The organism is Mesorhizobium sp. M0563 (assembly GCF_040321065.1).
Lineage (GTDB): Bacteria > Pseudomonadota > Alphaproteobacteria > Rhizobiales > Rhizobiaceae > Mesorhizobium.
Genome location: NZ_JAMYQV010000015.1, coordinates 37,658 through 62,623, shown reverse-complemented (window position 1 = coordinate 62,623; position 24,966 = coordinate 37,658). Strand labels below are relative to the sequence as shown.

Genomic DNA, 24,966 nt, shown 5'->3' with positions numbered 1-24,966 from the left:
ATGCTGAAGCCCCCTGTCCCGGAAGCCCGCGAAGCCTCGCATCTGTTTTATCTGTCCAGCCTGCGTCGGCCGCTGATCGACCGCGCCGAAGGCATCTACATGTGGACGCAGGATGGCCGCCGCTTCATCGACGGATCGAGCGGGCCGATGGTCGCCAATATCGGCCACTCCAACCGCAACGTGCTCGACGCGATGAAACGGCAGATGGACCGCGCCACCTTCGCCTACCGCCTGCATTTCGAGAACGAACCGGCCGAGGAGCTCGCGCGGCAACTGGCGGCCAAACTCCCCGAGGGCCTGGACCGCATCTTTTTCGTCTCCGGCGGCTCGGAGGCAACGGAATCCTGCGTCAAGCTGGCGCGGCAATGGGCGGTCGCCACCGGCCAGCCCAGCCGCTGGAAGGTGATCACGCGTTTTCCGTCCTATCATGGCGGCACGCTGGGTGCGCTCGCCGTCACCGGCGACGATACGCTGGCCGAAACATTTGCGCCGATGATGCAAGTGATGCCGACCGTGCCGGCGCCCATCGCCTGGCGCGACCGCGACAATCTTTCGATGGAACAGCGCGGCATCCGCTATGCCGACATGCTGGAGGAGAAGATTCTCGCCGAGGGGCCGGACAGCGTGCTCGCCTTCATCATGGAGCCGGTCGGCGGCGCTGCCACGGCAGCACTGGTGGCGCCGGACAGCTACTATCCGCGCATCCGCGAGATCTGCGATCGCTACGGCATCCTGCTCATCCATGACGAGGTGATGAGCGGCGCCGGTCGCACCGGAAAATTCCTCGGCGGCGACCACTGGAACTGCAAGCCCGACATCGTTGCGCTGTCGAAGGGGCTGGGCTCGGGCTACGCGCCGCTCGGCGCGCTGGCGGCACCTATGCGGCTGGTGCAGCCATTGCTCGCATCGGGCGGCTTCCAGCATGGCCATACCTATGCCGGCAACCCGCTCGCCTGCGCCGCCGGGCTCGCCGTGCTCGGCGAGATGGACCGTCTCGGCCTGATCGCCAATGCGGCCGATATGGGCAAGCTTTTGATGGACGAGCTGAAGGGATTGGCGAAGCGGTTTCCGTTCATCGCCGACGTCCGCGGCAAGGGCCTGCTCACAGGTGCCGAAATGGTCGCCGACCCAGATACGCTGAGGCCGATCGAGCCGGCAAAGAAGGCCACCCAGCGGCTGCTCGACCTCGCCTATGAGCGCGGACTGATCATCTACGGACGCAAGGTCAAGGGCGGCGTCGACGGCGACAATTTCATGGTCGCGCCGCCGATGATCGTCACCGCCGCGCAGATCGGCGAGATCGTAGCCATCATCGGCGACTCGCTCGAAGTGCTGGCCGGTGAACTCGACCTGCCGGTCGAAGGCTGAGGGGCGAACCATGGCGCCGCGAAAAATCGTTATCACCTGCGCCGTCACCGGGTCGGTGCACACACCATCGATGTCGCCGCATCTGCCGGTGACGCCGGACCAGATCGCCGCCGACGCGATCGCCGCCGCCGAAGCCGGTGCCTCGATCCTGCATCTTCACGCCCGCGACCCCAAGGATGGAAGGCCGACCGCCGACCCCGAGGTGTTCATGCAGTTCCTGCCGCGCATCAAGCAGGCGACCGACGCAGTGATCAACATCACCACCGGTGGCTCCTCGCTGATGACGCTCGACCAGCGGTTGGCCGCCCCGCTCAGGGCGGAGCCGGAAATGTGCTCGCTCAACATGGGCTCGATGAATTTTGCGCTGTTCCCCATGCTCGAGCGGCCGCGGGAGTGGCAGCACGAATGGGAGCCGAAGCTGCTCGAGGCGACCCGCGACACGATCTTCAAGAACACCTTTGCCGACATGGAGACGGTGCTTGAGAAGCTTGGGCGTGGTTGCGGCACGCGCTTTGAATTCGAGTGCTACGATGTCGGCCACCTCTACTCGCTGGCGCATTTCCGCGACCGCGGGCTGGTGTCGGGACCGCTGTTCATCCAGTTCGTGTTCGGCATCCTCGGTGGCATCGGCGCCGATCCCGAAAACCTGATCCACATGAAGCGCATCGCCGACAAACTGTTCGGCGACAGCTACCAGTTTTCGGTGCTGGCCGCCGGACGCCATCAGATGCCGATGATCTCGATTGCGGCGGCGATGGGCGGCAATGTCCGCGTCGGGCTGGAGGACAGCCTCTACGACGGGCGCCAACTGGCCAAGTCCAATGCCGACCAGGTCCGCCGTATCCGCAGCGTGCTCGACGGGCTGTCGCTGGACGTCGCGACGCCGGCCGAGGCGCGGCAGATGCTGGCGCTCAAGGGCGGCGACCGTGTGGCGTTCTGATGGTTGCGCTCCGGCACACCCCCCTCTGGCCTGCCGGCCATCTCTCCCTCAAGGGGAGAGATCGGCAGCTTCGATCTCGCTGCCCACCCTGCAACGTTGGTGAATGGCGAAACCCGGCGCGACATCCAATCTCCCCCCTTGAGGGGGAGATGTCCGGCAGGACAGAGGGGGGTGCCTGGGCGCCCTGCCTGCCGTGAGTACGCCATCCACAAACGTGCTTATCCGCCCCGGCCGGGTGGAGGACGTCGAAACCATCCACGCCGCACTCCTACGGCTCGGCGCGCATGTCGGCGCACATCAGGAGATCACCTCGACAGCTGCGGATCTCCGCACCTATGGCTTTGGCGAAAAGCCTGCCTTCTCGACCTTGATCGCCGAAGTCGGCGGCGAATTTGCCGGGCTTTGCCTGCATTTTCCGATCTTCTCGACATGGATGGGACGAGCCGGCGTCTATGTGCAGGACCTCTACGTCGAGGACCGGTTTCGCGGCCGCAGGATCGGCGAGCGCCTGCTGCGCCGGGTGGCGGCGCAGTGCCGGAAGGCAGGCGGCGTCTATCTCAGGCTGTCCGTCGATACCGACAACGAGACCGCCAAGGCTTTTTACGAACGGTTGGGCATTGCCTGGTCGAGCTACGAGCAGGTGCAGAAGATCGTCGGCGACGCCTTTTTCGCCTTCGCCGATGCACCGGAGGAGCCAACATGAAAGCCTTCTATGCCGAAGAACAGAAGCGCCACGACCCGAAGGCGTTCCTCTCAAGCGGCGCGCCGCAGCCCAATCCGGAAAAGCCGGAACGGGTCGAGCGATTGCTAGCCGGCGCAAAGGCTGCCGGCTGCACGATCGAACGGCCGCGGGATCACGGGCTCGGCCCGATTGCGGCGGTGCATACGCCCGAATATCTCGATTTCCTCCAGCATATCTTCGCGCGCTGGCAGCGCATCGAGGGTGCCTCTGCCGAGGTCATTCCCAACATCCATCCGATCGCGCGGCACGGCTCCTATCCTGCCTCGGCAGTCGGCCAGGCCGGCTACCACATGGCCGACACCGCCTGCCCGATCTCCGGCGAGACGTGGCAGAGCGCACTGTGGAGCGCCTGGAGCGCGGTTGAAGCAGCCGAGGCGGTGATGTCGGGCGTGCCTTCAGCCTATGCGCTCTGCCGTCCGCCCGGCCATCACGCCTTTGCCGAGGTCGCCGGCGGCTTCTGCTTCATCAACAATTCGGCGGTCGCCGCACGGGTTCTGCGCAAGCAAGCGGCGCGGGTGGCGATCCTCGACGTCGACCTGCATCACGGCAATGGCACGCAGGGCATCTTCTATGCCCGGCCGGACGTGCTCACCGTGTCGCTGCATGCCGACCCGGTGCGCTTCTATCCGTTTTTCTGGGGCCATGCCGACGAGCGCGGCGAAGGCGCCGGCCTCGGCTACAATCTCAACCTGCCGCTGCCGCGCAAATCCGGCGACGCCGCATTCCTCGAAGCACTGGACGTGGCTTTCCAGCGTATCCGCGCCTTTGCGCCAGAAGCGCTGGTGGTGGCGCTCGGCCTCGACGCCTTCGAGGGCGATCCGTTCGGTGGGCTGTCGGTGAGCACGCCCGGTTTCTCGCGCATTGGCGAGGCCATCGCCGGTCTCGGCCTATCGACAGTCATCGTCCAGGAAGGCGGCTATCTCTGCGACGAGCTCGGCGACAATCTCACCGCCTTCCTCACCGGTTTTGGCGGCGCCCACAAGCGATGATCGGCCCGCGAGGCGCGCTCAGGATCGTTCCTGCCTCAGCATGGCGACAACGCGGTGCACACTCTCCAGCGTCTCGTCGATCTCGGCTGAAGTGTTGTAATGAGCGATGCCTATGCGCACGACGCCCTGGTCGGCCGGAATGCCGAGCTGGTGCACAATCTCCCAGGCGTAGTTGTGGCCGGACCATAGGAAGATGTTTTCCGCATTCATCTGCCGCACGATCGCCTCCGGCACGATGCCTTGGACGGTGAAGGACACCGTCGGCACGCGCTCATTGATCCGCTTCGGATCGGTGATGCCGTGGATGGTCAGGCCGGCAATATCCGACAGACCGTCGATCAGCCGTTGCGCCAGCGGGTTCTCGTAAGCGATCGACAATTCGAAGGCCTTGGTTATTTTCTGGCGGCGCGATGCTTGATCGCCGGCCGCCGCGCCCAGCTCGGCAAGATAATCGACCGCCGCCGACAGGCCGGCCATCAATTCAATTTGCGGCGTGCCGAGCTCGAAGCGCTCCGGCAAGGCATTGGACGAGCAACGGCATTTGTACGGCTTCAGCGCATCGACGACGTCCAGCCTGCCCCACAAAATTCCCATATGTGGGCCGAAGAACTTGTAGGCCGAGCAGATCAGGAAATCACAGCCGAGATTTTGGACGTCGATCAGGCCATGCGGGGCGAACTGCACGGCATCAACGTAGACCAACGCACCGGCCTGCCTGGCAGTGCGGGTCAACGCCTTCACCCGGTTGATCGACCCCGGTGAGATTGCTGGCGTAGTTGAGCGCGATGAGCCGCGTCCTCTCGGAAAGCAGCGCGGCGAGCGCCGCCTCCTCGATCTGCCAGCTCTGCTGGTCGAAAGGTAGCCAGCGCACGACAAGGCCAAGGTCTTCAGCCAGTTGCAGCCAGGGTGAGATGTTGCCCTCATGGTCCATGCGGGTGAGGATGATCTCGTCGCCGGGTTTCATCGTACGGCCAAGCGTTCGCGACATGTGGTAGGTCAACGTCGTCATGTTGGCGCCGATGATGATTTCCCGCGGACTTGCCGCGCCAAGGAAATCCGCCATCGCCAGATGGGCCTCGTCGACGATGTCTTGTGCCGCGATGGTGGTCTCGAAGAAGCCGCCGAGATTGGCATTGGTGGTCAGCAGGCAGCGTGACACCGCGTCCGCCACCGCCTGCGGCACCTGCGTGCCGGCAGGATTGTCGAGATAGATGCGCCTGCGGCCCTTGTCGGTCAGCGACAAGGCCGGAAATTTTGCGCGCACCGCGTCGATCCGGAAGTCCATGGCTGTTCCCCTCCCCTTATGATCATCGGACGATCACGTCTCGACGCCTCACGGGCACGGATTGCCGACGCGCTGGTGGATCGCATCGACGGCTTTCTGCATGTCCTCGGTCCAGACCACGTTGGCGGAAGAGAGCGCCATTTCGAGTTGCGAAATGGTGGTGGCACCGATGATGTTCGAAGTGACCAAGGGCCGGTTCGAGACATAGGCATTGGCAAACAGGGCCGGCTCCATGCCGAAGGTGCGCGCCAACCGGTTGTATTCGAGCTGCACTTCGGCAGCATTCGGCGTCTCGTAGCGCTGGCCGCGGTTGAACAACTGCGAGCGCGAGCCCTGCGGCCGCGCGCCATGATCGTATTTGCCGGTCAAATAGCCTTGCGCCAGCGGCGAATAGGCAAGCAGCGACACCTGCTCGCGCTCGCAGACTTCGGCAAGGTTCACCTCGAAGGTGCGGTTGACGAAATTATAGGCGTTCTGCAACGAGACGACGCGCGGGCCGAGGCCCTTGTCGGCTTCGGCAATGAAACGCATGACGCCCCAGGAATTCTCGTTCGACAGGCCGAAGTGGCGGATCTTGCCGGCCTTCACCAGCTCGTCGAACACACCAAGCGTCTCGGCGATCGGCGTCTCGCCCTCCGGCACGCCGGCGGCATCGGAGCGTCGCGGCACGGCGCCGATGCGGTTCGGATTGGCGCCCCACGGTACGTCGCGTTCCGGCCAATGGATCTGGTAGAGATCGATGTAATCGGTGTTGAGCCTGGCGAGTGACTTATCAATAGCGTCGAAGATGTCGGCGCGCACCAGCTTCGACGGGCGGTCGCCGCGAAACCAGGTGTTGGCGGTGCGGCCAACCACTTTCGAGGCGATGATCACCTGGCCGCGATTGCGCTTCTCCTTCATCCAGTTGCCGATGATTGTCTCGGTGCGGCCCTGCGTCTCGGCCTTGGGCGGGATCGGATAGAGTTCGGCGGTGTCGATGAAATTGACGCCGCGCGCAAACGCCAAATCCATCTGAGCGTGACCGTCCGCCTCGGTGTTCTGCTGGCCCCAGGTCATCGAGCCGAGGCAGATCTGCGACACGAAAAGATCGGTCTGGCCGAGGCGGCGTTTGTGCATGGAGGTTCTCCGGCGGGAATTTTGCGCGGCTGCGCGAGGAGGAAGCAATAGCATACAGGAAAGCGCCGGCCGCTTCCAAGCCCGCCGCCGGCAGGCCAGGCGACTTTCCCAGGATGCCGGCGAACGGGGTTTATCCCCACGGCCAATAAAAAGCCGGACTGCATGTGCATGCAGTCCGGAAGTTCGCCAGGAATGGCGAGGAAAAACCGGCCAAATGCCGGCACTGACGCATACGGTCGAAGTGCCGCAGAAGTTTCGCCGGACCAGCCGAATTATGTCAAAAAAGATCGGGGCAGCATGGCTGCCATGCGAATGCTGCACTGCACAATCGTCATGATCCGCCTATATTGAAGGCCGCGGAGGTTTCAATAGAGGGGCTTGAATCATGGGATTCTTCACTGAAATGTTCGCCCGTCCGCGTCCGCGGGAACAGCTGCGCTATCGCGCGGCACTGGCGCTACTCCATTCGATGAGCAATGCCGATCGCGCCGATATCGGGGTCAAGCCGGCCGATTTCCCACGCATCGCCCGGGAAATGTCCTTGCGCTAAACAGTGCACCGCGAGATATCCCGGCGCGGCCGGGATATCTCCTGAGCGAATCTCAACGCAATCCGAGGAAGATCGACTTGCCCAATGGCACGCCGTTGTGGCGCAGGATGTCATAGGCAGTGGTCAGGTGGAAATAGAAATTGGGCATGGCGGCATGCAACAGATACTGCATTCCTGGCATCGAAACCTCGCGTCCCGCAAGCCTCAGTTCGACCATCCTGTCATCTGAACCATCGAATTCGGCCGCCGAAAATGTCGCGAGATGAGCCAATGTCTTGCTAAGGCGGGCCTGCAGATCGGCGAAGCTCGCCTCATTGTCCTCGTATTTTGGCACCTCACGCCCGGCCAGCCGCGACGGCGCGCCCTTGGCGTGATCGGTGGCAATCTGTACCTGCCTGGTCAGGGCGAACATGTCCGGCGCCAGCCTCGCCGTGAGATACACCTGCGGATCGATCTTCCGGTCAGCCGCATTTTGCTCGGCAATGCTCAGGACGTTGGCCAGTGCCTTCAGCCTCGCCGAAAATACCGGCACGGATGCTTCATACATTGATATGGTCACAAGAAATCTCCACGCGGCCCGACTGCCGACGGCGAGAGGTAGCGCTTTCGCACGCGATTGTTCAAGCGTCACCACGTCGCCGCAATCGATATGATAGGATTTTTCATCGAGTGGAGGTTCCCGATGAGACGCGCCCTTTTCGCAACGGCCGCTTTTATCTCTCTTGCCGGCCAATCGGCGCTCGCCGCAGACGCGCCTTATATCGACGACAGGTCGAATGCCGAAGCGGTCATCCGGTCGCTTTATAGTGCCATCAGCCGGCACGAATTCGCGCGCGCCTGGGACTATTTCGGCGACACCAAGCCGGCCAAGGATTTCAACTCCTTCGTCAAAGGCTATGACGGCACCGACACGGTCGACGTAAAAACCGGTGGTGTGTCCGAAGACGGTGCTGCCGGCAGTATCTACTACAGCGTTCCGGTCGCCATCCGGGCGACAGCCAAGGACGGCAGCGAAAATGTCTTTGCCGGCTGCTATACGCTGCGCCAGATCAACGCCTCGATCCAGGAACCGCCATTTCGCTCGATCTTCATCGACAAGGGTGCGCTGAAACCGTCAAAGGCCGATTTCGAGGATGCCGTGCCGGCAAGCTGCGGCGAAGGACCGCCGCCGCCGAAGAAGGACGCAGCGCTTGAGCAGGCCAACAGAGCGTTTGCCACGACTTATGGCGACCAGTGCGACAAGGATCTTTTGGCGCAGGAGCCGGACATTTTCTCGATCCACTATAAGGACAAGGATGCGGCTGCCAGTGATCCCGAAAGGGAAACGCGGCTTTTCCACTTCTCCTGCTCGGCCGCGGCCTATAACGAAAGCTCTATTTATTACATGAGCGACGACGTGCTCGGCGTCAGGCAATTGCAGTTCGCCGAACCCGAAATGGACATTCGCTACGAAAACAACGACAGCGAAGGCAAATTGCTGGGCATGACCATAGTTGGCTTCCAGACCTCCGGCTGGGCAACCAATTCCGATTACGACGAAGAGACCAAGACGATCGCTACGTTCAACAAATGGCGTGGCATCGGCGATGCCTCTTCATCGGGGACATATCTGTTTCGCAACGGCGATTTTTCCCTGGTCCAGTACGACGTCGACGCGTCTTACGACGGCGAGGAAAATCCGCAGACGGTCGTCGACTACAACACCGCGCCCTAGGGGGCCTTCGATAACATCCAGTTGAGTGTACCCCGCCAGTCGGTCATGCGGATTGGCGTGCCATGCGTGCCAGTTTCAAAACGGACGAAGCGGGTCGGATAGGTTCTCGATTTGGCTAGGATCGATCGGAAGAAGCCTTCCTGTTTCTCGATTGGAAACACCGGGTCCTTGCTACCCTGGCCGAAGAAGACCGGCACACGACGCTTGAATGCGGGGCTTGAGAAGAAACTCTCATCCCACAGCGAGCCGAGCAGCAGCAGCCCGTCGATGCGCCCGCCGGTGTCCTTGCGATCGGCCAGCTTCCAGCATAACGAACCGCCCATCGAGCCACAGGCGACGAAGATTTTTGCGCCCGGCGACTGCTCGGCATAGTGGCCGATCAACGCAGCGATCTGGGCGGCACCGGTGTCGCCGAAGTCGGAAAAATCCGGCGACAGATAGAGGCCGCCATTGCCGGCCATCAGGTTCTTGATGCGGTTGAAATTGCCGCCGAAGGTGATGTCGTCGGTGCCCTGCTTACGGCTGCCGCCCTGCCCGTGCAGGTAAAGCACGATGATGCTGGCGCCCCCGACTTTGCCGACGGCAATGTGGCGGACATCTCCAGCGTCGGTCTTCAGCAACAGATCCTGCTGCACCTTGCGCACGCCGGTATCGGTGTATTGCGCGTGCACACGACGCTCAGGCACTTCGTCACGGGCGTTGATGTCGCGCAACTCACGATAGTCGATGACCGTATAGGCGCCGTTGTTTTCGGATGAGAGCGTCGCCGGATAGGCGAACAGATCATCCTTGAAGGGTTTGAGTTCGAGAGCGTTGGCGTAGGCGGCACAAGAGAGCGACAAAAGAATCGCGATCAGCAGGGCCGGGAGGCCAGAGGGGGGCAAGCGGAACCGGAAGCAAGAACGAAAGGCCATCCCGCAGCCATGCGTTTTTCGGCTTCGGTTTGTCAATCCTGCAGCACGCCGCCGGCGCTTTCCAGCGCCTCGCGCGTGTCGACATCGACGGCCGCCCCTTCGCCGATCTCGACATCGATGACGTCGAGCCCTTCGGCCTCGACCAGATGACGGGCACCGGTATCGCCTTCGAGGTGAGCGATGGCGGCGAACAGCGAGCGCGGCAGCAGCACCGGGTTGCCGCGCCGGCCATTATGAGAGGCGCGCACCACCGATCGCCCTTCGGACTTGCGGAACGCCTCGATCAGCCTGTCGAGGTCGGCCGAGGCGACGCCGGGCATATCGCCGAGGACGATCATGGCGCCGGCGGCGTCGCCAGAAACCTTGGCGATGCCTGCCTTCAGCGACGAAGACAGACCCTCGGCGAAATCCGGATTGTCGGCGAAGGTCACATCCATGCCCGACAGTGCGCTGCGCACGCGCTCGCGCTGGTGGCCGGTGACGACGATGGTGGCCGCGGCTTTCGAACCGACCGCGCGTTCGGCGGTGCGGCGGACCAGGGGCTTGCCGTCGAACAGCGCCAAAAGCTTGTTCGGCCCGCTCATGCGGCTGGAGCGGCCGGCCGCCAGAAGCACCGTCTCGACCCTTGGTTCGGCTTTGGCCGGCAGCGGCTCGCGCGGCTGCGGCCGCGTCGGAATTTCCATCAGCAGCCCGCCAACGCCCATGCCGGCAATATCCCTGGCGGTCACGTCGAGACCAGCAATCAGCCGGTCGAGCACCCAGTCGAAGCCGTTCTCCTTGGGGCTACGGGCGCAACCGGGCGCACCGATGATGCGCTTGCCGCCTAGATTGCCGAGCACCAGCAGATTGCCAGGATCGACCGGCATGCCGGCGCGAATGACGGTGCCGCTTGCCCGTTCGATGGCGGCGGGCACGACGTCGCCGAAATCGGCCATCGCCGAGGCGCCGAAGATCACCACCATATCGTTGTCGCGGATCAGCGAGGCGGCAGCCTCGGCGACGGGGCTGACCTCATGCGGGGTTCGACGCTCCGTCGTCAGCCGGCTGCCCGAACGCGCCAGGCGCGCTTCGGTGACGCGCAGCGTCTTGTCGAGCACGCTCGGCTTGATGCCGGGCAGCACCGTCTGGATGACGCCGACGCGCACCGGCTGATAGGCGTTGACCGCAAAAATCTCGCCCTCGGCGCAGATCCTTGCCACCGCATCGACCAAAGCGAAGGCGACCGCAAACGGAATGATTTTCACCGTCGCAACCATCTGACCTTTTTCGACCGGCGCATGCTGCGCCAGCGTGGCGATGGTAATCGTCGGATCGACGGCATTGATGGCGTCGATCATCGCCGCGTCGACGGTGAATATGCCGGCAGCCTGCGCGTGGAGGTTGACCCTGCCGGTCGCAGCGCGCTTCGCCTCGATGTTGCGATGGATCATATATGCGGCGAGCTTTTCGGCCGCGGCATCCTCGCTGAGATCATCGGGCGCCAACACCGCCGCGACGACCTCGGAAATCCCGGAGGCCTTCAACAGGGACACATCCTCGGCGCTTAGCCTGTGCGCCTTGCGGAAGCGGCGCTCTCCGGCTGTGGTGGCGTGCGCCAGCACTGCCCCTTCGGCCGCATCGATCGGAACGGGACCAAATTTCACGCGACCGCGCCTTTGGATTCGAGGCCGCGAGAGCGAAAGGCGTGGATCGCTTGCGCCAACACCGCGACGGCGATCTCGGCCGGGCTGGCAGCCCCAATGTCGAGGCCGATCGGTGCATGAATGCGGGCGATCTGGTCGGCGGTCGCGCCCAAGGCCAGCAAGCGTTCGACGCGTTTCGCATGGGTCTTGCGACTGCCAAGCGCCCCGACATAGAAGCAGTTGGCGTCGAGCGCCGCCTTCAGCGCGAAATCGTCGATCTTCGGATCATGAGTGAGGGCAGCCAGCGCGGTATAGCCGTCGAGCGGCTGACGCTTCAGGACATCCTCCGGCCATTCGGCATGCAGCGCGATGTCGGGAAAGCGGTCGGACGTGGCAAACGCCGTGCGCGGATCGATGATCTCGACGGGATAGCCGGCGATCCTGGCCATCGGTGCAAGCGCCTGGCTGATGTGGACGGCGCCGATCACCACCAGGCGTGGCTGCGGCAGATGTGCGTTGAGGAAGAAGGCCCGTCCCTCAGCTTCGACCGACCCGGAATTGCCGGTGCGGAATGCCTTGGCGATGGCTGCCCCGAGTTCGCCGGCAACCTGGTCGCCCTCGCGCACGATACGGTCCCGGCCGTCACCAAGATCGGTTACCAAAATCGCCGCGCGGCGGGCACGACGTTCGGCGTTGAGTGTCTTCAGCGCGTAAGGATCCATCGACAATCAGCCCAATCTTTCGACATAGACCTTGATGCGGCCGCCACAGGACAGGCCGACCTGCCACGCAGTCTCATCGGCGACCCCGAACTCCAGCATCTTCGCCTTGCCGCTATCGATGACGTCGATTGCTTCGGTCACCACTGCGCCTTCGACGCAGCCGCCCGAAACGGAGCCATGGAAATTGCCTTCGGTGTCGATGACCAGATGGCTACCGACCGGCCGCGGTGCCGAACCCCAGGTTTCGACCACGGTGGCAATGGCGACGTCCTTGCCCTCCTTCATCCAGCCCTCCGCGATGATCAGCGGGTCGCGGGCTTCATCGAGATAGACACTGTGTTCCATGATTTTCTCCCTGGGAGACATGTGGTTATGCGACGCGCTTCGCGCCAGCCTGGATCCACCGGCGCGGGTCGACCGAACGCACCGAATTCTTGTCCAGCGACGCACAGAGATCGGCGAGCGCGTCGAGATTGTGCACCGAACGGAATTCGTCGACATGCGGCAGCATCGCCCTGACGCCGCGGGCGCGCGCCTCGAAGCCGTCGAAGCGCAGCAGCGGGTTCAGCCAGATCAGCCGCCGGCAGGATTTATGCAGCCGTTCCATTTCCTCCGACAGGCCGGCGACCTCGTCGCGCTCCAGCCCATCGGTGATCAGCAGTACCACCGCGCCTTGCCCCAGCACGCGGCGCGACCAAAAACGGTTGAATTCTGCCAGCGTATCGCCGATGCGCGTGCCGCCCGACCAGTCCTTTACCGCGGCAGAACAGTCGGCGAGTGCGGCATCGGGATCGCGATGCCGCATCTGGCGGGTCAGATTGGTAAGCCTGGTGCCGAAGACGAAGGCGTGCACGCGCCGGCGCTTTTCCGTCAGCGCATGCAGGAAATGCAGGAAGATCCGCGTGTACTGGCTCATAGAACCGGAAATGTCGGCAAGCACCACCAGCGGCGGATGGACTTCGCGGGGCGAGCGGAATTTAGGCAGGATCAACTCGCCGCCGGTGCGCGCAGCCGAGCGCATCATGGCGCGCGGATCGATACGGCGGCCATGCGCATCGGCTTTGAAACGCCGCGTCCGAACCATGTCGAAGGGCAGCCGCAACTGGGCGATCGCTATCCTGGCGTCGGCCATCTCGGCGGCGTTCATCTGGGCAAAATCCTTGCCTCTCAGCACCTCGTTGCCGGAGAAGGTGAAGCGCGCGTCGACCTCGATCTCGGGAACTTCCTGCGCCGGCTGGTTCTTCTGGTGACCCTCGAACATCGCCTGGCTGACGCGGTTCTCGGCCGCGCGGGGTTTTTGCTTCCCTTTGTTGTCGGGAGCGATCGGCGAAAAGATCGCCAGCATCTTTTCGATCAGCTCGTGCGACTTCCAGAACAGCCGGAAGGTCTCGTCGAAGGTGGCGTGATCTTCGTGCCTCGAGACCAGCACGGCGTGCAGCGTCCAGTAGAAATCGTCACGCGAGCCGATGCCGGCAGCGAGCACTGCCTCGATGGCGTCTTTGACCGAGGCCGGTCCGACACGCATACCGGCCTTGCGCAAGGTGCGGGAGAAATAGACGACGTTGTCGGCGATCCGCCCGTCCGCCGTTGCCTCTTTGGGTTCCGCACGCGGCATCGCCCTACTCCGCCGCCGACAGCTCGGCCTTGACCTCGTTGAGGATGCGCCGGCCTTCGCCCTCACCGATGCGGGCAATATCGTCCTGGTATTTCAGCAGCACGCCTATCGTGTCGGAAACCGTCTCAGGGTCCAACGCCACCTTGTCGAGTTCGGTCAGCGCGCCGGCCCAGTCGATGGTCTCGGCGACGCCGGGCACCTTGAACAGCTCGATCTGACGCAGCTTCTGGATGAATGAAACGACCTCGGCCGAAAGCCGGCTGTTGGCCTGCGGCACCTTTCGGCGGACGATCTCAAGCTCGCGCTCGGCATTGGGATAATCGACCCAGTGATAAAGGCAGCGCCGCTTCAGCGCGTCGTGGATTTCGCGCGTGCGGTTGGTGGTGATGATGACGATCGGCGGCTCCTCCGCCTTGATGGTGCCGAGTTCGGGCACCGTCACCTGGAAATCGGAAAGGATTTCGAGCAGGAATGCCTCGAAGGCCTCGTCGGTGCGGTCGAGTTCGTCGATCAGGAACACCGGTGCGGCGCCCGCCTTGCCAGTCAGCGCATCGAGCACCGGGCGGCGGATCAGATACTTTTCGGAAAAGACGTTGCGTTCCATGTCGGAGCGGTCGACCTTGCCGGCCGCCTCCTCCATGCGGATTTCGATCATCTGCGCGGCGTAGTTCCACTCGTAGACGGCAGACGAGACATCGAGCCCTTCATAGCATTGCAGGCGGATCAGCCTACGGCCAAGGGCCTCGGCCAGCACCTTGGCGATCTCGGTCTTGCCGACGCCGGCCTCACCCTCAAGGAACAGCGGACGCTTCATGCGCAGCGACAAAAACAGCACAGTCGCCAGCGACCGGTCCGCCACATAATCCGCACCGGTCAACAGATCGAGCGTCTCGTCGATGGTCCGCGGCACGGGGCGCGATTTCAGCTCGGTCATTTGATCTCCGTGGACGCGGCCATCAAAGCCTCTACAGAGCGTGGTAGCTGCGGTCGTGATAGATCAGCGGCCGCAAATTATCGCCGATGCGCAGGCCTGTCACCTTGCCAAAAAGCACACGATGTGTGGCCAGATCCTTGGTGTCGATCAGCTCGCAGTCGAAGACGGCGAGCGCGCCCTTCAACGTCGGCGCACCGGTCGAGATGACGTCCCATTCGGCCAATGCGAAACGCTCCTCGACCGGCAGGCCGGTGATGCCGGAAAAGCCGATCGACAGCGGCTCCTGATCCGAAGCCAGCGTGTTCATGGCAAATTTGCCGTTTTTCACAAACGGCTCGTTCTTGGGATTTTCACGATTGAGGCAGACCAGGATGGTCGGCGGTGTGTCCGACACCGAGCAGGCCGCGATCACCGTCGCGCCACGCTTGCCGGCCGGGCCATCAGTGGTGACCACATGCACATGGCCGGCAAAATGGGCCATAGCGTCGCGGTAGGCCTGCGGCCCGATTTCATTCTTCTTCAGCACCGATGATTTTCCGTTAGTCAGAACCAGCCGTTATATATGACCGCATATTGCATGCCACAAGCGAAGTGCTTGAGCTATATCCCGAATTCGCGTGTTGCGCCAAAGCTGGCCAGCCTTTAGGTCTTGACGGCATTGGCGCCGGCAAAACACGCGATCGGCGCGGAGGAATTCTTCGCTCGCATGCGACCTTGGACAACCACGATAGCGGTGCTGGCCTGGCTCTCGCTCGCCGGTAGTGCGAGTGCCGAGACGCTGCTGATCGGCGTCGCGGCGCCTTTGTCGGGGCCGTCGGCGATCCTCGGCAATCAGATCGAGGCAGGCGCGACAATGGCGGCTGAAGCGAGTGATACCGAGATCAGGACGATCGATGACGCCTGCACGGCCGCTGGCGGCGTTGCCGCCGCGCGGGAATTCGCCGCGGCCAAGGTCAAGGTCGTCATCGGTTTTCTGTGCACCGACGCAATCGAGGCGGCTCTGCCGATCCTCAAGGATGCCGACATCCCGGTGATCACCGTCGGCGTGCGCACGGAAAGCCTGACCGACCGGCGCGCCAAGACGGGATGGCCGATCTATCGTCTCGGGCCGCGCGGCGACGACGAGCGCAATGCCGTCGCCGCCACCCTCACCCGCCTATGGCAGAACGAGCTGTTCGCTATCGTCGACGATGGCACGATCTATGGCCGCGAAATGGCCGAGACGTTTCGGTCTGCCGCCGAGCAGGCGGCATTGAAGCCAGTGTTCGTCGACACGTTCCGGCCGCAGCTCGACAACCAGATCGGCCTGATCGGCCGACTGAAGAAAGCCGGCGCAACGCATGTCTTTGCCGGCGGTGACGGCGATGATGTCGCCATTATGGGCCGCGACGCCGGCCAGCTCGATACCGGCATGGTGTTTGCCGGCGGTGAAGCGCTGCGCGCGCCGCTCGGCGACGTGCCTTACGCCGTCGGCACGCTAATGATCGCGCCGCCCGAATGGGTTGACGTCGCCGACCCCAAGGTGCTGCAAAGCTTTGCCGCACAAAACATCGTGCCGGATGGTTATACGCTGCCCGCCTATGCCGCGGTCGAGATCGCCCGCGAGGCCTTTGCGGCTTCCGAAACCTCCGGCAAAAGCCTGGCTGACCTGCTTACTGGACATGACTTCACTACGGCGATCGGGCCGATCCGCTTTGACGAGAAAGGCGACCTGACGCAAAATCCTTATCGCGCCTACCGTTTCGACGGCGGCCGTTTCGTGCGGGCGGAGAGCCAATAATGTTCCATACCGGTCCGCGCAATCTCATCACCGACGTTGCCGGCTTGCGGGTTGGCAATGCGGCGAATGCCAAGCTGAAATCCGGTGTGACCACCGTCATCTGCGACGAACCGGCCGTGGCCGGCGTGCAAATCCTGGGCGGTGCGCCGGGCACCCGCGAAACCGACCTGCTCGAGCCGCACAATTCAATCCATGCCATCCACGCCGTGGTGCTTTCGGGCGGTTCGGCCTTTGGCCTCGACGCCGCGTCGGGGGTACAGGCGGCATTGCGCGAAAGAGGCATCGGCGTCGAGGTCGGCGGCTTTCGCGTGCCGATCGTGCCGGCGGCGATCCTGTTCGACCTGCGCAATGGCGGCGACAAGGATTGGGGCCGGTATCCGCCTTACCGCGACCTCGGCTACGAAGCCGCGCAAGCCGCCGCGATAGACTTTGCGCTCGGCACCGCCGGCGCGGGTGCCGGCGCGCTGAGCTCCGGTCTGAAGGGCGGGCTCGGCTCGGCCTCGACAATGCTGGACAGCGGCGTCACCATCGGCGCGCTCGCCGCCGTCAACCCGACCGGCTCGGTGACGGTCGCCGGGACCCGCCATTTCTGGGCGGCACCGTTCGAGATCGGCGACGAGTTCGGCGGCTTAGGCTATCCCCACCCGATGCCTGACGGTGCCAGAAAGATCCTGCTGAAGTTCCGTGACAAGCATGCCGCAGAGCAGGCGGAAACCGGCGCCAACACGACCATCGCCGTGATCGCCACTGATGCGGTCCTCACCAAGGCCGCCGCCAAACGCCTGGCGATATCAGCGCATGACGGCTTTGTCCGTGCCATTTGGCCGACGCACACGCCCGCCGACGGCGATCTGGTCTTCGCGCTGGCAACGGGCAAGAGCGGCATCGAGCTCGGGCCCAACGATGCAATCGATCTCTACGCAGCTGCCGGCGCGACGATGGCGCGCGCCATCAGCCGCGGCGTCTTTGCCGCGACGCCGGCCGAGGGCGATCTCTTCCCGGTCTGGTCGTCGCGCTGAACGCGCCGACGCTCATTCGGTGAGCAGTAGTCAGACTGGACTATGATCAGGTGGGGTCGGATTTTTCTTCCTCGAACGTGACCGCAACATCCGAGTTTGCCGACAGGCGCACCTTCTGGCCCTCGACCTCGGCGACGAGGCTGAGAGGAATGAAGTGGTGATGGCCCCTGTGAGCGCCCTCGCCGCTGTCGCGCTTGGTCAGCTTGATGCGATCCCCGTCGACCTTGTCGACGGTGCCGACATGGACACCGTCGGCGCCGATCACTTCCATACGTTCGCGGATCTTGGCTGCATCGGTCATGGGGGTCTCCCTTAGGGCGCCGCGCGTCCTTTGGACGCGCAAAGGATGCTCTAAACATTTTGAATCAATGCATCGTGCCCTTCCGAAAATCGATTCTGATTTTCGGAAGGCACGATGCGGTGAAGCTGCCGACAATAACAAACGACAGCCGGATTGGATGCATCGACTTCGTGTTTCAGTTAGCACGATCTTTTGACAGCATCGTGATAGGGAATTTAACGACGTCGACTGCCTGAACGGAAAGCCCCATGCGAAATCTTGCCCTGTTTGCCGTCTGCCTGTTCGCCCAGCTTGCAACTTTGGTCGCCGCCTACGCAGGCGATGTCGCCGAGCTTGAGATCCTCGGCTTCAGCCGTGACGGCGGCATCTTCGCCTTCGAAGAATATGGCGTCCAGGACGGATCGGGATTCCCGTATGCCAACCGCTATTACATCGACACGGCCGACGACAGTTTTCTCAAGGGATCGCCGATCCGAGTCCGGCTCGAAGACGAGAATGCCATGGTGGACGCAGCGCGGCTGCAGGCTCGGCAAAAGGGCGAAGCGATCGTCAGTCAGGCGGAACTCACGGCAAATCGCGGCATCACCGCCGGCTTCAACCCGGTGACCGAGCTTTCTGCCGATCCCTTCCGCATGGTGGTCAATCCGCGCCCGATCTTTTCGCCGGTCGACGATCCGCTCGAGTTCCGGCTCGACCAGATCGGCATGAATGACACCGAACGCTGCCAGAGCCAGGGCGAGATCAACGGCTTTCGCCTGCTGCGCATCGAGGCGAAGGACGGCGGCCAGACGAGGATTATTCACGAGGACAAATCAATCCCGCAAAGCCGCGGCTGTCCGAATGGGTACCAGATCGGCGCGGTCCAGACATTTTCACTGGATAGCCTCAGCGCCTATGCCGTGCTGATCGCGGTGCGCCAATACGGCTTCGAAGGGCCGGACTATCGCTGGATCGCGGTAACCGGTCGCCTGTGACGTTCCCCGCCATGCGCTATCGCGCTCTGCGCCGTCTCCGCCGCTCCTTGCCGCCGCTGCGCACCGCTTTTGTCGGTGCCTTGTTGTGGGCCATGGCGATGGGCGCCAGCGCGCTGCTCAATCTGCAGCTGTACGATTGGGAGACCCCGGCGAAGGTCCGCTTCGTCTCGCTGCTTTATGCTGCCGGCGGCGCGCTGGCCTTCCCGGTTGGGCTGTTTCTGGCGCGACTCGTCTCCCTCGGACGCAACTGGGAGATCGCCCTCGCTGCCGCCTTCGTCTGCCTTCTCACCGTGACTATCGCCTTCACCGGCGGCCTCTTTGGGCTGCAATACCGCTCCTACTATGTCCAATGGCATGCGCCCGCGCTCACCATCACCTGGGTTTTCCAGTTCGTGTTCACGATGTTGACGGCGCTCTACCAGTTCGTCGTCCTCGGCATCCGGCTGTATTTTCCGCTCGGTTTCATTGCGCTGGCTGTCGCCAGTGTCTGGTTTGCGCCAGCAACGTTGAGCATTTTGCTTGCCTCTGTTAGGACGCGGGCAAATGCTCTTGCAAGTCAGGACCGACTGATGATCCCTCGCTACTCCCGGCCGGAAATGGTGGCCATCTGGTCGCCCGAAACCCGGTTCCGCATCTGGTTCGAGATCGAGGCCTACGCCTGCGACGCATTGGCCGAGCTCGGCGTCATCCCGAAGGAGGCCGCCAAGACCATTTGGGAGAAAGGCGGGGCGGCGAAATTCGATGTCGAAGCCATCGACGAGATCGAACGCGTCACCAAGCACGACGTCATCGCCTTTCTCACCCATCTTGCCGAATTCGTCGGGCCGGATGCCCGCTTCATCCATCAGGGCATGACATCCTCCGACGTTCTCGACACCTGTTTTGCCGTGCAGCTCACCCGGGCCAGCGACATCCTCCTGGCCGACATTGACGGGCTGCTTGCGGCGCTCAAGCGCCGCGCCTTCGAGCACAAGGATACGATTACCATCGGCCGCAGCCACGGCATCCATGCCGAGCCGACCACTTTCGGCGTCAAGCTGGCGCAGGCCTATGCCGAATTCTCGCGCTGCCGCGAGAGGCTGGTGCACGCACGCGAGGACATCGCCACCTGCGCCATTTCGGGTGCGGTCGGCACCTTCGCCAATATCGACCCCTATGTCGAAGAATACGTGGCCAAGAAACTTGGGCTGAAGCCCGAGCCGGTGTCGACGCAGGTGATCCCGCGCGACCGCCATGCGATGTTCTTCGCCACGCTCGGCGTCATCGCCTCGTCGATCGAGCGGCTGGCGATCGAGATGCGCCATCTGCAGCGCACCGAGGTACTGGAGGCGGAGGAGTATTTTTCGCCCGGACAAAAGGGCTCGTCGGCGATGCCGCACAAGCGCAACCCGGTGCTGACCGAGAACCTCACCGGCCTTGCTCGCATGGTGCGCTCCTTCGCGCTGCCGGCAATGGAGAATGTGGCGCTGTGGCACGAGCGCGACATCTCGCACTCGTCGGTCGAGCGCATGATCGGGCCCGACGCGACGGTGACGCTCGATTTCGCGCTGTCACGGCTGACCAGCGTCATCGACAAACTGCTGGTCTACCCCGACAACATGCTGAAGAACATGAACAAGTTCCGCGGCCTCGTGCATTCGCAGCGCGTGCTGCTGGCGCTGACGCAAGCCGGCATTTCGCGTGAGGAAGCCTACCGGCTGGTGCAGCGCAATGCCATGAAGGTGTGGGAGCAAGGCGCTGATTTCCTTGAGGAACTTTTGGCCGACAAGGACGTTGTTGCAGCCCTGCCTGAGGCCGAGATCCGCGAGAAATTCGACTTGGGCTATCATACCAAGCATGTCGACACGATCTTCAGCCGAGTGTTCGGAGAAGCCTGATGATTTCGGCGGCCGGAGATTTCGATTTTCTTGCCCTGCCCGGCCGCGGCAATTCCGGACCGGATCATTGGATGTCGCATTGGTGCAGGGTGCTCCCCAATTCGAGCCGCGTGCTGCAGGCAGAGTGGGACCGGCCGAAGCCTGAAGACTGGATCGGCCAGGTGGATGCTGCGGTGGCCGCCGCACCGCGCCGCATCGTGCTGCTTGCACATTCGCTGGCAGTGGCGACGGCGGTGAAGTGGGCTTCCGGGGCCAGTCAAAGCCAGCTCGACAAGGTCGCGGCGGCGTTCCTGGTCGCCGCGACCAATGTCGAGGATACCGATCCCTCATTCGACGCGGTGCGCCCGTTCGCGCCGATGCCGCTGAAGCGCCTGCCCTTCCCGGCATTGGTGGTGGCGAGCCGCAGCGACCCGCGCGTCACCTTCGACAAGGCGACCGCTTTTGCCGCAGCCTGGGGCGCGGATATCGCCGATGCCGGCGATCTCGGCCATATGGGAAACGAGGCCCGCCTGGGCGTATGGCCAGCGGGCCTGCTGATGCTAGGACGCTTACTCGAGAAGGCTAACCTCTAGCCTACGCCTTACCGGGAACCGTCCTTATCACTGTGCCCCACGGATCCTCGCGGGTAGTGTCGCTCGCGGCATTGTCCGAACGCATCTCGACCCAGGCCAGGCCGGAGCGGGAGGGATCTCGGCGACCGGCACCCGGGCTCTGCCACGCATTTGCGCCAATGTGGTGATGATAGCCGCCGGACGACAGGAACACCGCCGCGCCACCATATTTTGCCACCGTGTCGAAACCGAACTCCTGGTGCCACCATGCTTCGGCTTCTTCCGGCCTGCCGACCCGCAAATGGACGTGGCCGATAATGCTGTTTTCCGGCGCGCCCTGCCAGCCGGTGTCGCCGGCCGGCACTTCGGCAACCACCGAAGGGATGTTCAGCCGCTCCGTCGCCATCGCGATCTTGTCGCCGTTCCATTTCCAGTCCTGCGGACGGCGGTCGGCATAGATCTCGATGCCGTTGCCTTCCGGGTCGGTCAGATAAAGCGCCTCGCTGACCAGATGATCGGACGCGCCCTCGATGCCAATCTTGCCGGCGATGGCGTGATTGATCCAGCGGCCGAGATCGGCCCGACTGGGTAGTAGGAAGGCGGTGTGGAAAAGACCGGCGCTGCGCGGGTCATCCGGTTTCGCAGCCGGATCCGCTTCGATGTCGAGCAAAGGACGATTGACTGCGCCGAGCGTGATCGTGCCGCCGGAGCGGCTCAGTTCCTGCAAACCGACGACTTTGCGATAGTAGGCAGCGAGATTTTCTGCATGGCGCGCCCGCAAGCCGACGCGGGCAACGCTGACCGGGGTCGTCGCGGCAAAAGGCAGTTCGCTCATCAAAGTGCTCCGTTCAGGCGGCGCTCGACAAGCTTCCAACAGAGGAACCCGGCGCCATCAATCATTCTACGCCGTGTCCGTGCCAAAATCTCGGAACAGCCATTCTTTCCTGGCGACAGATCGTCGATCGCGATCGTTCACACAAGAGCGCAAGAAGCGAACATGGTGTTCACAATAGCGAGCAGAACCGGGCTCGTGAGAGGCCGTTTGCGTGTCGCTGTTGAGTTTATACCCGGTTGCACCCGACAGCGCCTCTCGCTACATGCGCGCCATGAAAGTCAGGGAAGCAGATATTCTCATCGTGCCGGGCTACACCAATTCCGGCCCCGATCATTGGCAGAGCCGCTGGCAGTCGAAACTATCGACAGCGCGCCGCGTCGAACAGGCGGAATGGTCGAAGCCGGTGCGCGAGGATTGGACGGCCGGTGTCGCCAAGGCGGTTAACGAGGCCGAGCGGCCGGTCGTCATCGTCGCCCATTCGCTTGGCGTCGCCGCGGTCATCCAGGCCTTGTCTCGGTTCGAGCGGCCGGTCGCCGGCGCTTTTTTCGTGGCGCCGCCCGATGTCGCCAATCCAAAGATAAAGCCGAGGCACCTGATGACATTCGGTCCCTATCCGCGTGACCCGCTGCCGTTTCCGTCGGTGGTGATCGCCAGCCGCAACGACCCGTTCTGCGCCTTCGGCGTCGCCGAGGACATTGCCGCGGCTTGGGGCTCGCTGTTCATCGACGCCGGCGATGCCGGCCATCTCAACGCGGATTCCGGCTTTGGCCCCTGGCCCGAAGGGTCGATGACGTTCGCGAAATTCCTGACGGATCTCTAGGAAGCGATTGAACCCCTGACGCTGCTCAGCAGGGTCTTTGCCCCAAGCGAAATCAGCGAATGCTCGGAACCCATCGCCAGCAGCCGGTAACCCATCGACACCACGCGACCGGCGATGGCCGGTTCCATCACATAGATCGCCGCATGCTTGCCGGCTTTGCGGGTGCGCTCGGCGATCGAGGCGACGGTCTCCATCATGCTCTCCAGCGTCGAACTGACGGTGGTTCCCTTCGACCAGGCGATCGAGAAATCCGACGGGCCGAGGAAGATCCCGTCGATACCCGGCGTGTCGAGAATGCCGTCGAGTGCATCAAGCGCGGCGCGCGTTTCGACCATGGCGAACGCCATGGTGCGCTGGTTACTGTCGCGCAGCCAGTCGGCATAATCGCCCTTGCCATGGCGCGGAAAGGCATAGGTCGGCCCCCAGGAGCGCTCGCCGAGTGGCGGGTATTTCATGGCGGCGGCAAACAGCTTTGCGTCCGCCACCGAATTCACCATCGGGGCGATCACAGCCTCGGCGCCGAAGTCGAGCGCGCGGCTGGCCATGTCGAAGCGGCCGACCGGGATGCGCACCAGCGCCGGCTTGTTGGCCGCCAGCACCGGCACAAGCCCGCGCAGCACGCTGTCCTCGTGATGGCCACCATGCTGCATGTCGAGCGTAACCGCGTCGAACCCTTGTCTGGCCAATATCTCGACAGTCAGGGCATCCGGCACGCCGGACCATGCGGTGAACAGCGTCTCGTCGGCCGCCAGGCGTGACTTCAGGGACATTGGTGATTTCCTCTTTGCTTGCAGCAATTCAGCCGGAAATGACCGCAAAGGCAAAGAAAAACCGCCCGGTTAGGCCGGGCGGTCGATTGGTCCAGCATTCGATCGATACCGGCGGAAGGATCAGGTGTTCTTGATCTGCTCGATCGCCTGCGCCATCAATTCATCCATGGTGCGGCGGATCTGATGGTCCGACTGGTCGATGCCGGCTGCATCGAAATCCTTGCGTATCTTGCGGAAAACGTCGTGATCGCCGGCTTCCTCGATGTCGCTGACGACCACTTCCCTGGCATAGGCGTCGGCCTCGGCGCCTGACTTGCCGAGCTTTTCGGCAGCCCACAGGCCGAGCGCTCTGTTGCGGCGTGCCGCAGCCTTGAATCGAAGTTCCTCGTCGAATGCGAATTTGCGCTCAAAGCCCTCTTCGCGGTCTTTCATGCTGCTCATGGCATCCCTCCGTGAAATCCGATTCGTTGTGCCAATATGTGTTGCCGGAGCACAAACCAAAAGGGCGCCGGCCGGTCAATATGCTACATTGCCTGCTGCGCTGCGGCATTTCGGTCCCCGAAAGCGGTTGATTGAAAGGATTTGCCGATTGAGCAAACAGTGCGATTGGGATAGACACCGGCATTGAACCCCACCGTCGCCATCTTATTTTAGGCAGACGGACAGGAACTGGTCGCTTGCCGCCTGCCCGCAAATCCAGAGAAAAATCAGATGAAAAATCGCCGCCGCATTTATGAAGGCAAGGCCAAGATCCTTTATGAGGGACCGGAGCCTGGCACGCTGATCCAGTTCTTCAAGGACGACGCCACCGCTTTCAACAAGAAGAAGCATGAAATCGTCGATGGCAAAGGCGTGCTCAACAACCGCATTTCCGAGCACATCTTCAATCATCTCAACCGGATGGGCATTCCGACCCACTTCATCCGCCGGCTCAACATGCGCGAGCAGCTGATCAAGGAAGTCGAGATCATCCCGCTCGAAGTGGTGGTGCGCAACGTCGCCGCCGGCTCGCTGGCCAAGCGCTTGGGCATCGAGGAAGGCACCGTGCTGCCGCGCTCGATCATCGAATTCTATTACAAGGCCGATGCGCTCGACGATCCGATGGTATCGGAAGAGCACATCACCGCCTTCGGCTGGGCGAGCCCGCAGGAGATCGACGACGTCATGGCGCTGGCCATTCGCGTCAACGACTTCCTTTCCGGCCTGTTCATGGGCGTCGGGATCCAGCTCGTCGATTTCAAAATCGAATGCGGCCGCCTGTTCGAAGGCGATATGATGCGCATCGTCGTCGCCGACGAGATCTCGCCGGATTCCTGCCGGCTGTGGGACGTGGCGACCCAGGACAAGCTCGACAAGGACCGCTTCCGCCGCGACATGGGCGGGCTCGTCGAAGCCTATCAGGAAGTTGCCCGCCGCCTCGGCATCATGAACGAGAACGAACCGCCGCGCCCTGCCGGACCGGTGCTCGTCGCATCGACCGACGGTGTCAAAGGCAAGCCGCACTGACGGCTTGCCCGCTCAACAGGTG

General features: G+C 63.1%; 26 protein-coding genes and 1 pseudogene. 13 read left to right on the top strand and 14 right to left on the bottom strand.

Annotation, left to right across the window (positions count from 1 at the left end; all coding sequences use genetic code 11):
• From NKI50_RS19450 to NKI50_RS19435, 4 genes are all read left to right on the top strand, one after another.
• Entirely contained in the window at window positions 1-1,368 is a 1,368-nt protein-coding gene (locus NKI50_RS19450) for an aminotransferase family protein (protein ID WP_352641135.1), read from the top strand.
• A gap of 10 nt (window positions 1,369-1,378) precedes the next feature.
• Window positions 1,379-2,308, top strand: coding sequence for a 3,5-dioxohexanoate:acetyl-CoA acetone transferase (gene kce, locus NKI50_RS19445; protein ID WP_352641133.1), 930 nt, complete (start codon window positions 1,379-1,381; stop codon window positions 2,306-2,308).
• Window positions 2,309-2,501: 193 nt separating this feature from the next.
• Window positions 2,502-3,011 (top strand): GNAT family N-acetyltransferase, encoded by a 510-nt coding sequence (locus NKI50_RS19440; RefSeq protein ID WP_031193521.1) that lies wholly within the window; start codon window positions 2,502-2,504, stop codon window positions 3,009-3,011.
• Window positions 3,008-4,039 (top strand): histone deacetylase family protein, encoded by a 1,032-nt coding sequence (locus NKI50_RS19435; protein WP_023717413.1) that lies wholly within the window; start codon window positions 3,008-3,010, stop codon window positions 4,037-4,039. The genes NKI50_RS19440 and NKI50_RS19435 overlap by 4 nt, the downstream gene beginning before the upstream one ends.
• 18 nt (window positions 4,040-4,057) lie before the next feature.
• Here NKI50_RS19435 and NKI50_RS19430 read toward each other — a convergent pair.
• Together NKI50_RS19430 and NKI50_RS19425 are read right to left on the bottom strand one after the other, a co-directional pair.
• Window positions 4,058-5,324, bottom strand: a pseudogene (locus NKI50_RS19430) (cysteine desulfurase-like protein).
• A 48-nt stretch (window positions 5,325-5,372) separates the two neighbouring features.
• On the bottom strand, window positions 5,373-6,440 hold the full coding sequence (locus NKI50_RS19425) for an aldo/keto reductase (protein WP_023717412.1): 1,068 nt from the start codon (window positions 6,438-6,440) through the stop codon (window positions 5,373-5,375).
• A 385-nt stretch (window positions 6,441-6,825) separates the two neighbouring features.
• On the opposite strand from NKI50_RS19425, the gene NKI50_RS19420 reads away from it, so the two are divergent.
• Window positions 6,826-6,990, top strand: a complete 165-nt coding sequence (locus NKI50_RS19420) for a hypothetical protein (protein WP_023674744.1) — start codon at window positions 6,826-6,828, stop codon at window positions 6,988-6,990.
• Window positions 6,991-7,042: 52 nt separating this feature from the next.
• Here NKI50_RS19420 and NKI50_RS19415 read toward each other — a convergent pair whose 3' ends face one another.
• Complete coding sequence (locus NKI50_RS19415) at window positions 7,043-7,549, bottom strand: DUF1993 domain-containing protein (protein WP_023717410.1); 507 nt, start codon at window positions 7,547-7,549, stop codon at window positions 7,043-7,045.
• Between the two features lie 123 nt (window positions 7,550-7,672).
• Here NKI50_RS19415 and NKI50_RS19410 point away from each other — a divergent pair, with 123 nt between their 5' ends.
• The gene (locus NKI50_RS19410; RefSeq protein WP_023717409.1) at window positions 7,673-8,704 is read left to right on the top strand and encodes a DUF1176 domain-containing protein; all 1,032 of its coding nucleotides are present in this window, start codon (window positions 7,673-7,675) and stop codon (window positions 8,702-8,704) included.
• Here NKI50_RS19410 and NKI50_RS19405 read toward each other — a convergent pair.
• The 7 genes from NKI50_RS19405 to NKI50_RS19375 are packed head-to-tail and all read right to left on the bottom strand — an operon-like array spanning window position 8,701 to window position 15,037.
• Window positions 8,701-9,618, bottom strand: coding sequence for an alpha/beta hydrolase (locus NKI50_RS19405; RefSeq protein ID WP_352855843.1), 918 nt, complete (start codon window positions 9,616-9,618; stop codon window positions 8,701-8,703). The genes NKI50_RS19410 and NKI50_RS19405 overlap by 4 nt on opposite strands.
• Window positions 9,619-9,650: 32 nt before the next feature.
• Entirely contained in the window at window positions 9,651-11,261 is a 1,611-nt protein-coding gene (locus NKI50_RS19400) for an NTP transferase domain-containing protein (protein WP_352641130.1), read from the bottom strand.
• The gene (locus NKI50_RS19395) at window positions 11,258-11,962 is read right to left on the bottom strand and encodes an XdhC family protein (RefSeq protein ID WP_352481162.1); all 705 of its coding nucleotides are present in this window, start codon (window positions 11,960-11,962) and stop codon (window positions 11,258-11,260) included. Before NKI50_RS19395 ends, NKI50_RS19400 begins: the two co-directional genes overlap by 4 nt.
• Window positions 11,963-11,968: 6 nt before the next feature.
• On the bottom strand, window positions 11,969-12,307 hold the full coding sequence (locus tag NKI50_RS19390; RefSeq protein WP_352641128.1) for an XdhC family protein: 339 nt from the start codon (window positions 12,305-12,307) through the stop codon (window positions 11,969-11,971).
• A gap of 25 nt (window positions 12,308-12,332) precedes the next feature.
• A complete protein-coding gene (locus NKI50_RS19385) occupies window positions 12,333-13,577 on the bottom strand; it encodes a vWA domain-containing protein (RefSeq protein WP_352717335.1) in 1,245 nt (414 codons plus the stop codon).
• Between the two features lie 4 nt (window positions 13,578-13,581).
• Window positions 13,582-14,511, bottom strand: a complete 930-nt coding sequence (locus NKI50_RS19380; protein ID WP_352495809.1) for an AAA family ATPase — start codon at window positions 14,509-14,511, stop codon at window positions 13,582-13,584.
• A gap of 31 nt (window positions 14,512-14,542) precedes the next feature.
• Window positions 14,543-15,037: a flavin reductase gene (locus tag NKI50_RS19375; protein WP_352641125.1), complete on the bottom strand. Its 495-nt coding sequence runs from the start codon at window positions 15,035-15,037 to the stop codon at window positions 14,543-14,545.
• A gap of 180 nt (window positions 15,038-15,217) precedes the next feature.
• Between NKI50_RS19375 and NKI50_RS19370 the strand changes: the two genes are divergently transcribed.
• Together NKI50_RS19370 and NKI50_RS19365 are read left to right on the top strand one after the other, a co-directional pair.
• Entirely contained in the window at window positions 15,218-16,291 is a 1,074-nt protein-coding gene (locus NKI50_RS19370) for a branched-chain amino acid ABC transporter substrate-binding protein (protein ID WP_352641123.1), read from the top strand.
• Window positions 16,291-17,310: a P1 family peptidase gene (locus tag NKI50_RS19365; protein WP_352481167.1), complete on the top strand. Its 1,020-nt coding sequence runs from the start codon at window positions 16,291-16,293 to the stop codon at window positions 17,308-17,310. Before NKI50_RS19370 ends, NKI50_RS19365 begins: the two co-directional genes overlap by 1 nt.
• A gap of 46 nt (window positions 17,311-17,356) precedes the next feature.
• Here the strand turns inward: NKI50_RS19365 and NKI50_RS19360 are convergent, their stop codons facing one another.
• Window positions 17,357-17,611, bottom strand: a complete 255-nt coding sequence (locus tag NKI50_RS19360; RefSeq protein WP_254817658.1) for a DUF2171 domain-containing protein — start codon at window positions 17,609-17,611, stop codon at window positions 17,357-17,359.
• A gap of 248 nt (window positions 17,612-17,859) precedes the next feature.
• Here NKI50_RS19360 and NKI50_RS19355 point away from each other — a divergent pair, with 248 nt between their 5' ends.
• The 3 genes from NKI50_RS19355 (at window position 17,860) to NKI50_RS19345 (ending at window position 21,034) form a co-directional block, all read left to right on the top strand.
• Window positions 17,860-18,585, top strand: a complete 726-nt coding sequence (locus NKI50_RS19355) for a DUF2259 domain-containing protein (RefSeq protein WP_352641121.1) — start codon at window positions 17,860-17,862, stop codon at window positions 18,583-18,585.
• A 569-nt stretch (window positions 18,586-19,154) separates the two neighbouring features.
• Entirely contained in the window at window positions 19,155-20,462 is a 1,308-nt protein-coding gene (gene purB, locus NKI50_RS19350) for an adenylosuccinate lyase (RefSeq protein WP_023717395.1), read from the top strand.
• On the top strand, window positions 20,462-21,034 hold the full coding sequence (locus NKI50_RS19345) for an RBBP9/YdeN family alpha/beta hydrolase (protein ID WP_023717394.1): 573 nt from the start codon (window positions 20,462-20,464) through the stop codon (window positions 21,032-21,034). Before purB ends, NKI50_RS19345 begins: the two co-directional genes overlap by 1 nt.
• Window position 21,035: 1 nt before the next feature.
• Here the strand turns inward: NKI50_RS19345 and NKI50_RS19340 are convergent, their stop codons facing one another.
• A complete protein-coding gene (locus NKI50_RS19340; RefSeq protein ID WP_023717393.1) occupies window positions 21,036-21,848 on the bottom strand; it encodes a VOC family protein in 813 nt (270 codons plus the stop codon).
• Window positions 21,849-22,119: 271 nt separating this feature from the next.
• Between NKI50_RS19340 and NKI50_RS19335 the strand changes: the two genes are divergently transcribed.
• Window positions 22,120-22,668, top strand: coding sequence for an RBBP9/YdeN family alpha/beta hydrolase (locus NKI50_RS19335; protein ID WP_023717392.1), 549 nt, complete (start codon window positions 22,120-22,122; stop codon window positions 22,666-22,668).
• On the opposite strand, the gene NKI50_RS19330 is transcribed toward NKI50_RS19335, so the two are convergent.
• Window positions 22,665-23,438 carry an HpcH/HpaI aldolase family protein gene (locus NKI50_RS19330; protein WP_023717391.1) on the bottom strand — a complete coding sequence of 258 codons (774 nt, stop codon included), beginning with the start codon at window positions 23,436-23,438 and terminating at the stop codon, window positions 22,665-22,667. The two genes, NKI50_RS19335 and NKI50_RS19330, sit on opposite strands and share 4 nt — an antisense overlap.
• A gap of 120 nt (window positions 23,439-23,558) precedes the next feature.
• Window positions 23,559-23,879 carry a DUF1476 domain-containing protein gene (locus tag NKI50_RS19325; RefSeq protein WP_023717390.1) on the bottom strand — a complete coding sequence of 107 codons (321 nt, stop codon included), beginning with the start codon at window positions 23,877-23,879 and terminating at the stop codon, window positions 23,559-23,561.
• A 270-nt stretch (window positions 23,880-24,149) separates the two neighbouring features.
• Here NKI50_RS19325 and purC point away from each other — a divergent pair, with 270 nt between their 5' ends.
• Window positions 24,150-24,944: a phosphoribosylaminoimidazolesuccinocarboxamide synthase gene (gene purC / locus NKI50_RS19320; RefSeq protein WP_023674725.1), complete on the top strand. Its 795-nt coding sequence runs from the start codon at window positions 24,150-24,152 to the stop codon at window positions 24,942-24,944.
• Window positions 24,945-24,966 lie beyond the last annotated feature (22 nt).

What these genes read in the sequence shown, in the direction of transcription:
- NKI50_RS19390 (WP_352641128.1), bottom strand. Translation starts at nt 12,307, where the DNA reads ATGGAACACAGTGTCTATCTCGATGAAGCCCGCGACCCGCTGATCATC.
- NKI50_RS19420 (WP_023674744.1), top strand. Translation starts at nt 6,826, where the DNA reads ATGGGATTCTTCACTGAAATGTTCGCCCGTCCGCGTCCGCGGGAACAG.
- NKI50_RS19395 (WP_352481162.1), bottom strand. Translation starts at nt 11,962, where the DNA reads ATGGATCCTTACGCGCTGAAGACACTCAACGCCGAACGTCGTGCCCGC.
- NKI50_RS19335 (WP_023717392.1), top strand. Translation starts at nt 22,120, where the DNA reads ATGAAAGTCAGGGAAGCAGATATTCTCATCGTGCCGGGCTACACCAAT.
- NKI50_RS19405 (WP_352855843.1), bottom strand. Translation starts at nt 9,618, where the DNA reads ATGGCCTTTCGTTCTTGCTTCCGGTTCCGCTTGCCCCCCTCTGGCCTC.
- NKI50_RS19380 (WP_352495809.1), bottom strand. Translation starts at nt 14,511, where the DNA reads ATGACCGAGCTGAAATCGCGCCCCGTGCCGCGGACCATCGACGAGACG.
- NKI50_RS19330 (WP_023717391.1), bottom strand. Translation starts at nt 23,438, where the DNA reads ATGTCCCTGAAGTCACGCCTGGCGGCCGACGAGACGCTGTTCACCGCA.
- NKI50_RS19325 (WP_023717390.1), bottom strand. Translation starts at nt 23,879, where the DNA reads ATGAGCAGCATGAAAGACCGCGAAGAGGGCTTTGAGCGCAAATTCGCA.
- NKI50_RS19345 (WP_023717394.1), top strand. Translation starts at nt 20,462, where the DNA reads ATGATTTCGGCGGCCGGAGATTTCGATTTTCTTGCCCTGCCCGGCCGC.
- NKI50_RS19355 (WP_352641121.1), top strand. Translation starts at nt 17,860, where the DNA reads ATGCGAAATCTTGCCCTGTTTGCCGTCTGCCTGTTCGCCCAGCTTGCA.
- kce (WP_352641133.1), top strand. Translation starts at nt 1,379, where the DNA reads ATGGCGCCGCGAAAAATCGTTATCACCTGCGCCGTCACCGGGTCGGTG.
- purB (WP_023717395.1), top strand. Translation starts at nt 19,155, where the DNA reads ATGATCCCTCGCTACTCCCGGCCGGAAATGGTGGCCATCTGGTCGCCC.
- NKI50_RS19360 (WP_254817658.1), bottom strand. Translation starts at nt 17,611, where the DNA reads ATGACCGATGCAGCCAAGATCCGCGAACGTATGGAAGTGATCGGCGCC.
- NKI50_RS19365 (WP_352481167.1), top strand. Translation starts at nt 16,291, where the DNA reads ATGTTCCATACCGGTCCGCGCAATCTCATCACCGACGTTGCCGGCTTG.
- NKI50_RS19340 (WP_023717393.1), bottom strand. Translation starts at nt 21,848, where the DNA reads ATGAGCGAACTGCCTTTTGCCGCGACGACCCCGGTCAGCGTTGCCCGC.
- NKI50_RS19425 (WP_023717412.1), bottom strand. Translation starts at nt 6,440, where the DNA reads ATGCACAAACGCCGCCTCGGCCAGACCGATCTTTTCGTGTCGCAGATC.
- NKI50_RS19410 (WP_023717409.1), top strand. Translation starts at nt 7,673, where the DNA reads ATGAGACGCGCCCTTTTCGCAACGGCCGCTTTTATCTCTCTTGCCGGC.
- purC (WP_023674725.1), top strand. Translation starts at nt 24,150, where the DNA reads ATGAAAAATCGCCGCCGCATTTATGAAGGCAAGGCCAAGATCCTTTAT.
- NKI50_RS19435 (WP_023717413.1), top strand. Translation starts at nt 3,008, where the DNA reads ATGAAAGCCTTCTATGCCGAAGAACAGAAGCGCCACGACCCGAAGGCG.
- NKI50_RS19370 (WP_352641123.1), top strand. Translation starts at nt 15,218, where the DNA reads ATGCGACCTTGGACAACCACGATAGCGGTGCTGGCCTGGCTCTCGCTC.
- NKI50_RS19385 (WP_352717335.1), bottom strand. Translation starts at nt 13,577, where the DNA reads ATGCCGCGTGCGGAACCCAAAGAGGCAACGGCGGACGGGCGGATCGCC.
- NKI50_RS19450 (WP_352641135.1), top strand. Translation starts at nt 1, where the DNA reads ATGCTGAAGCCCCCTGTCCCGGAAGCCCGCGAAGCCTCGCATCTGTTT.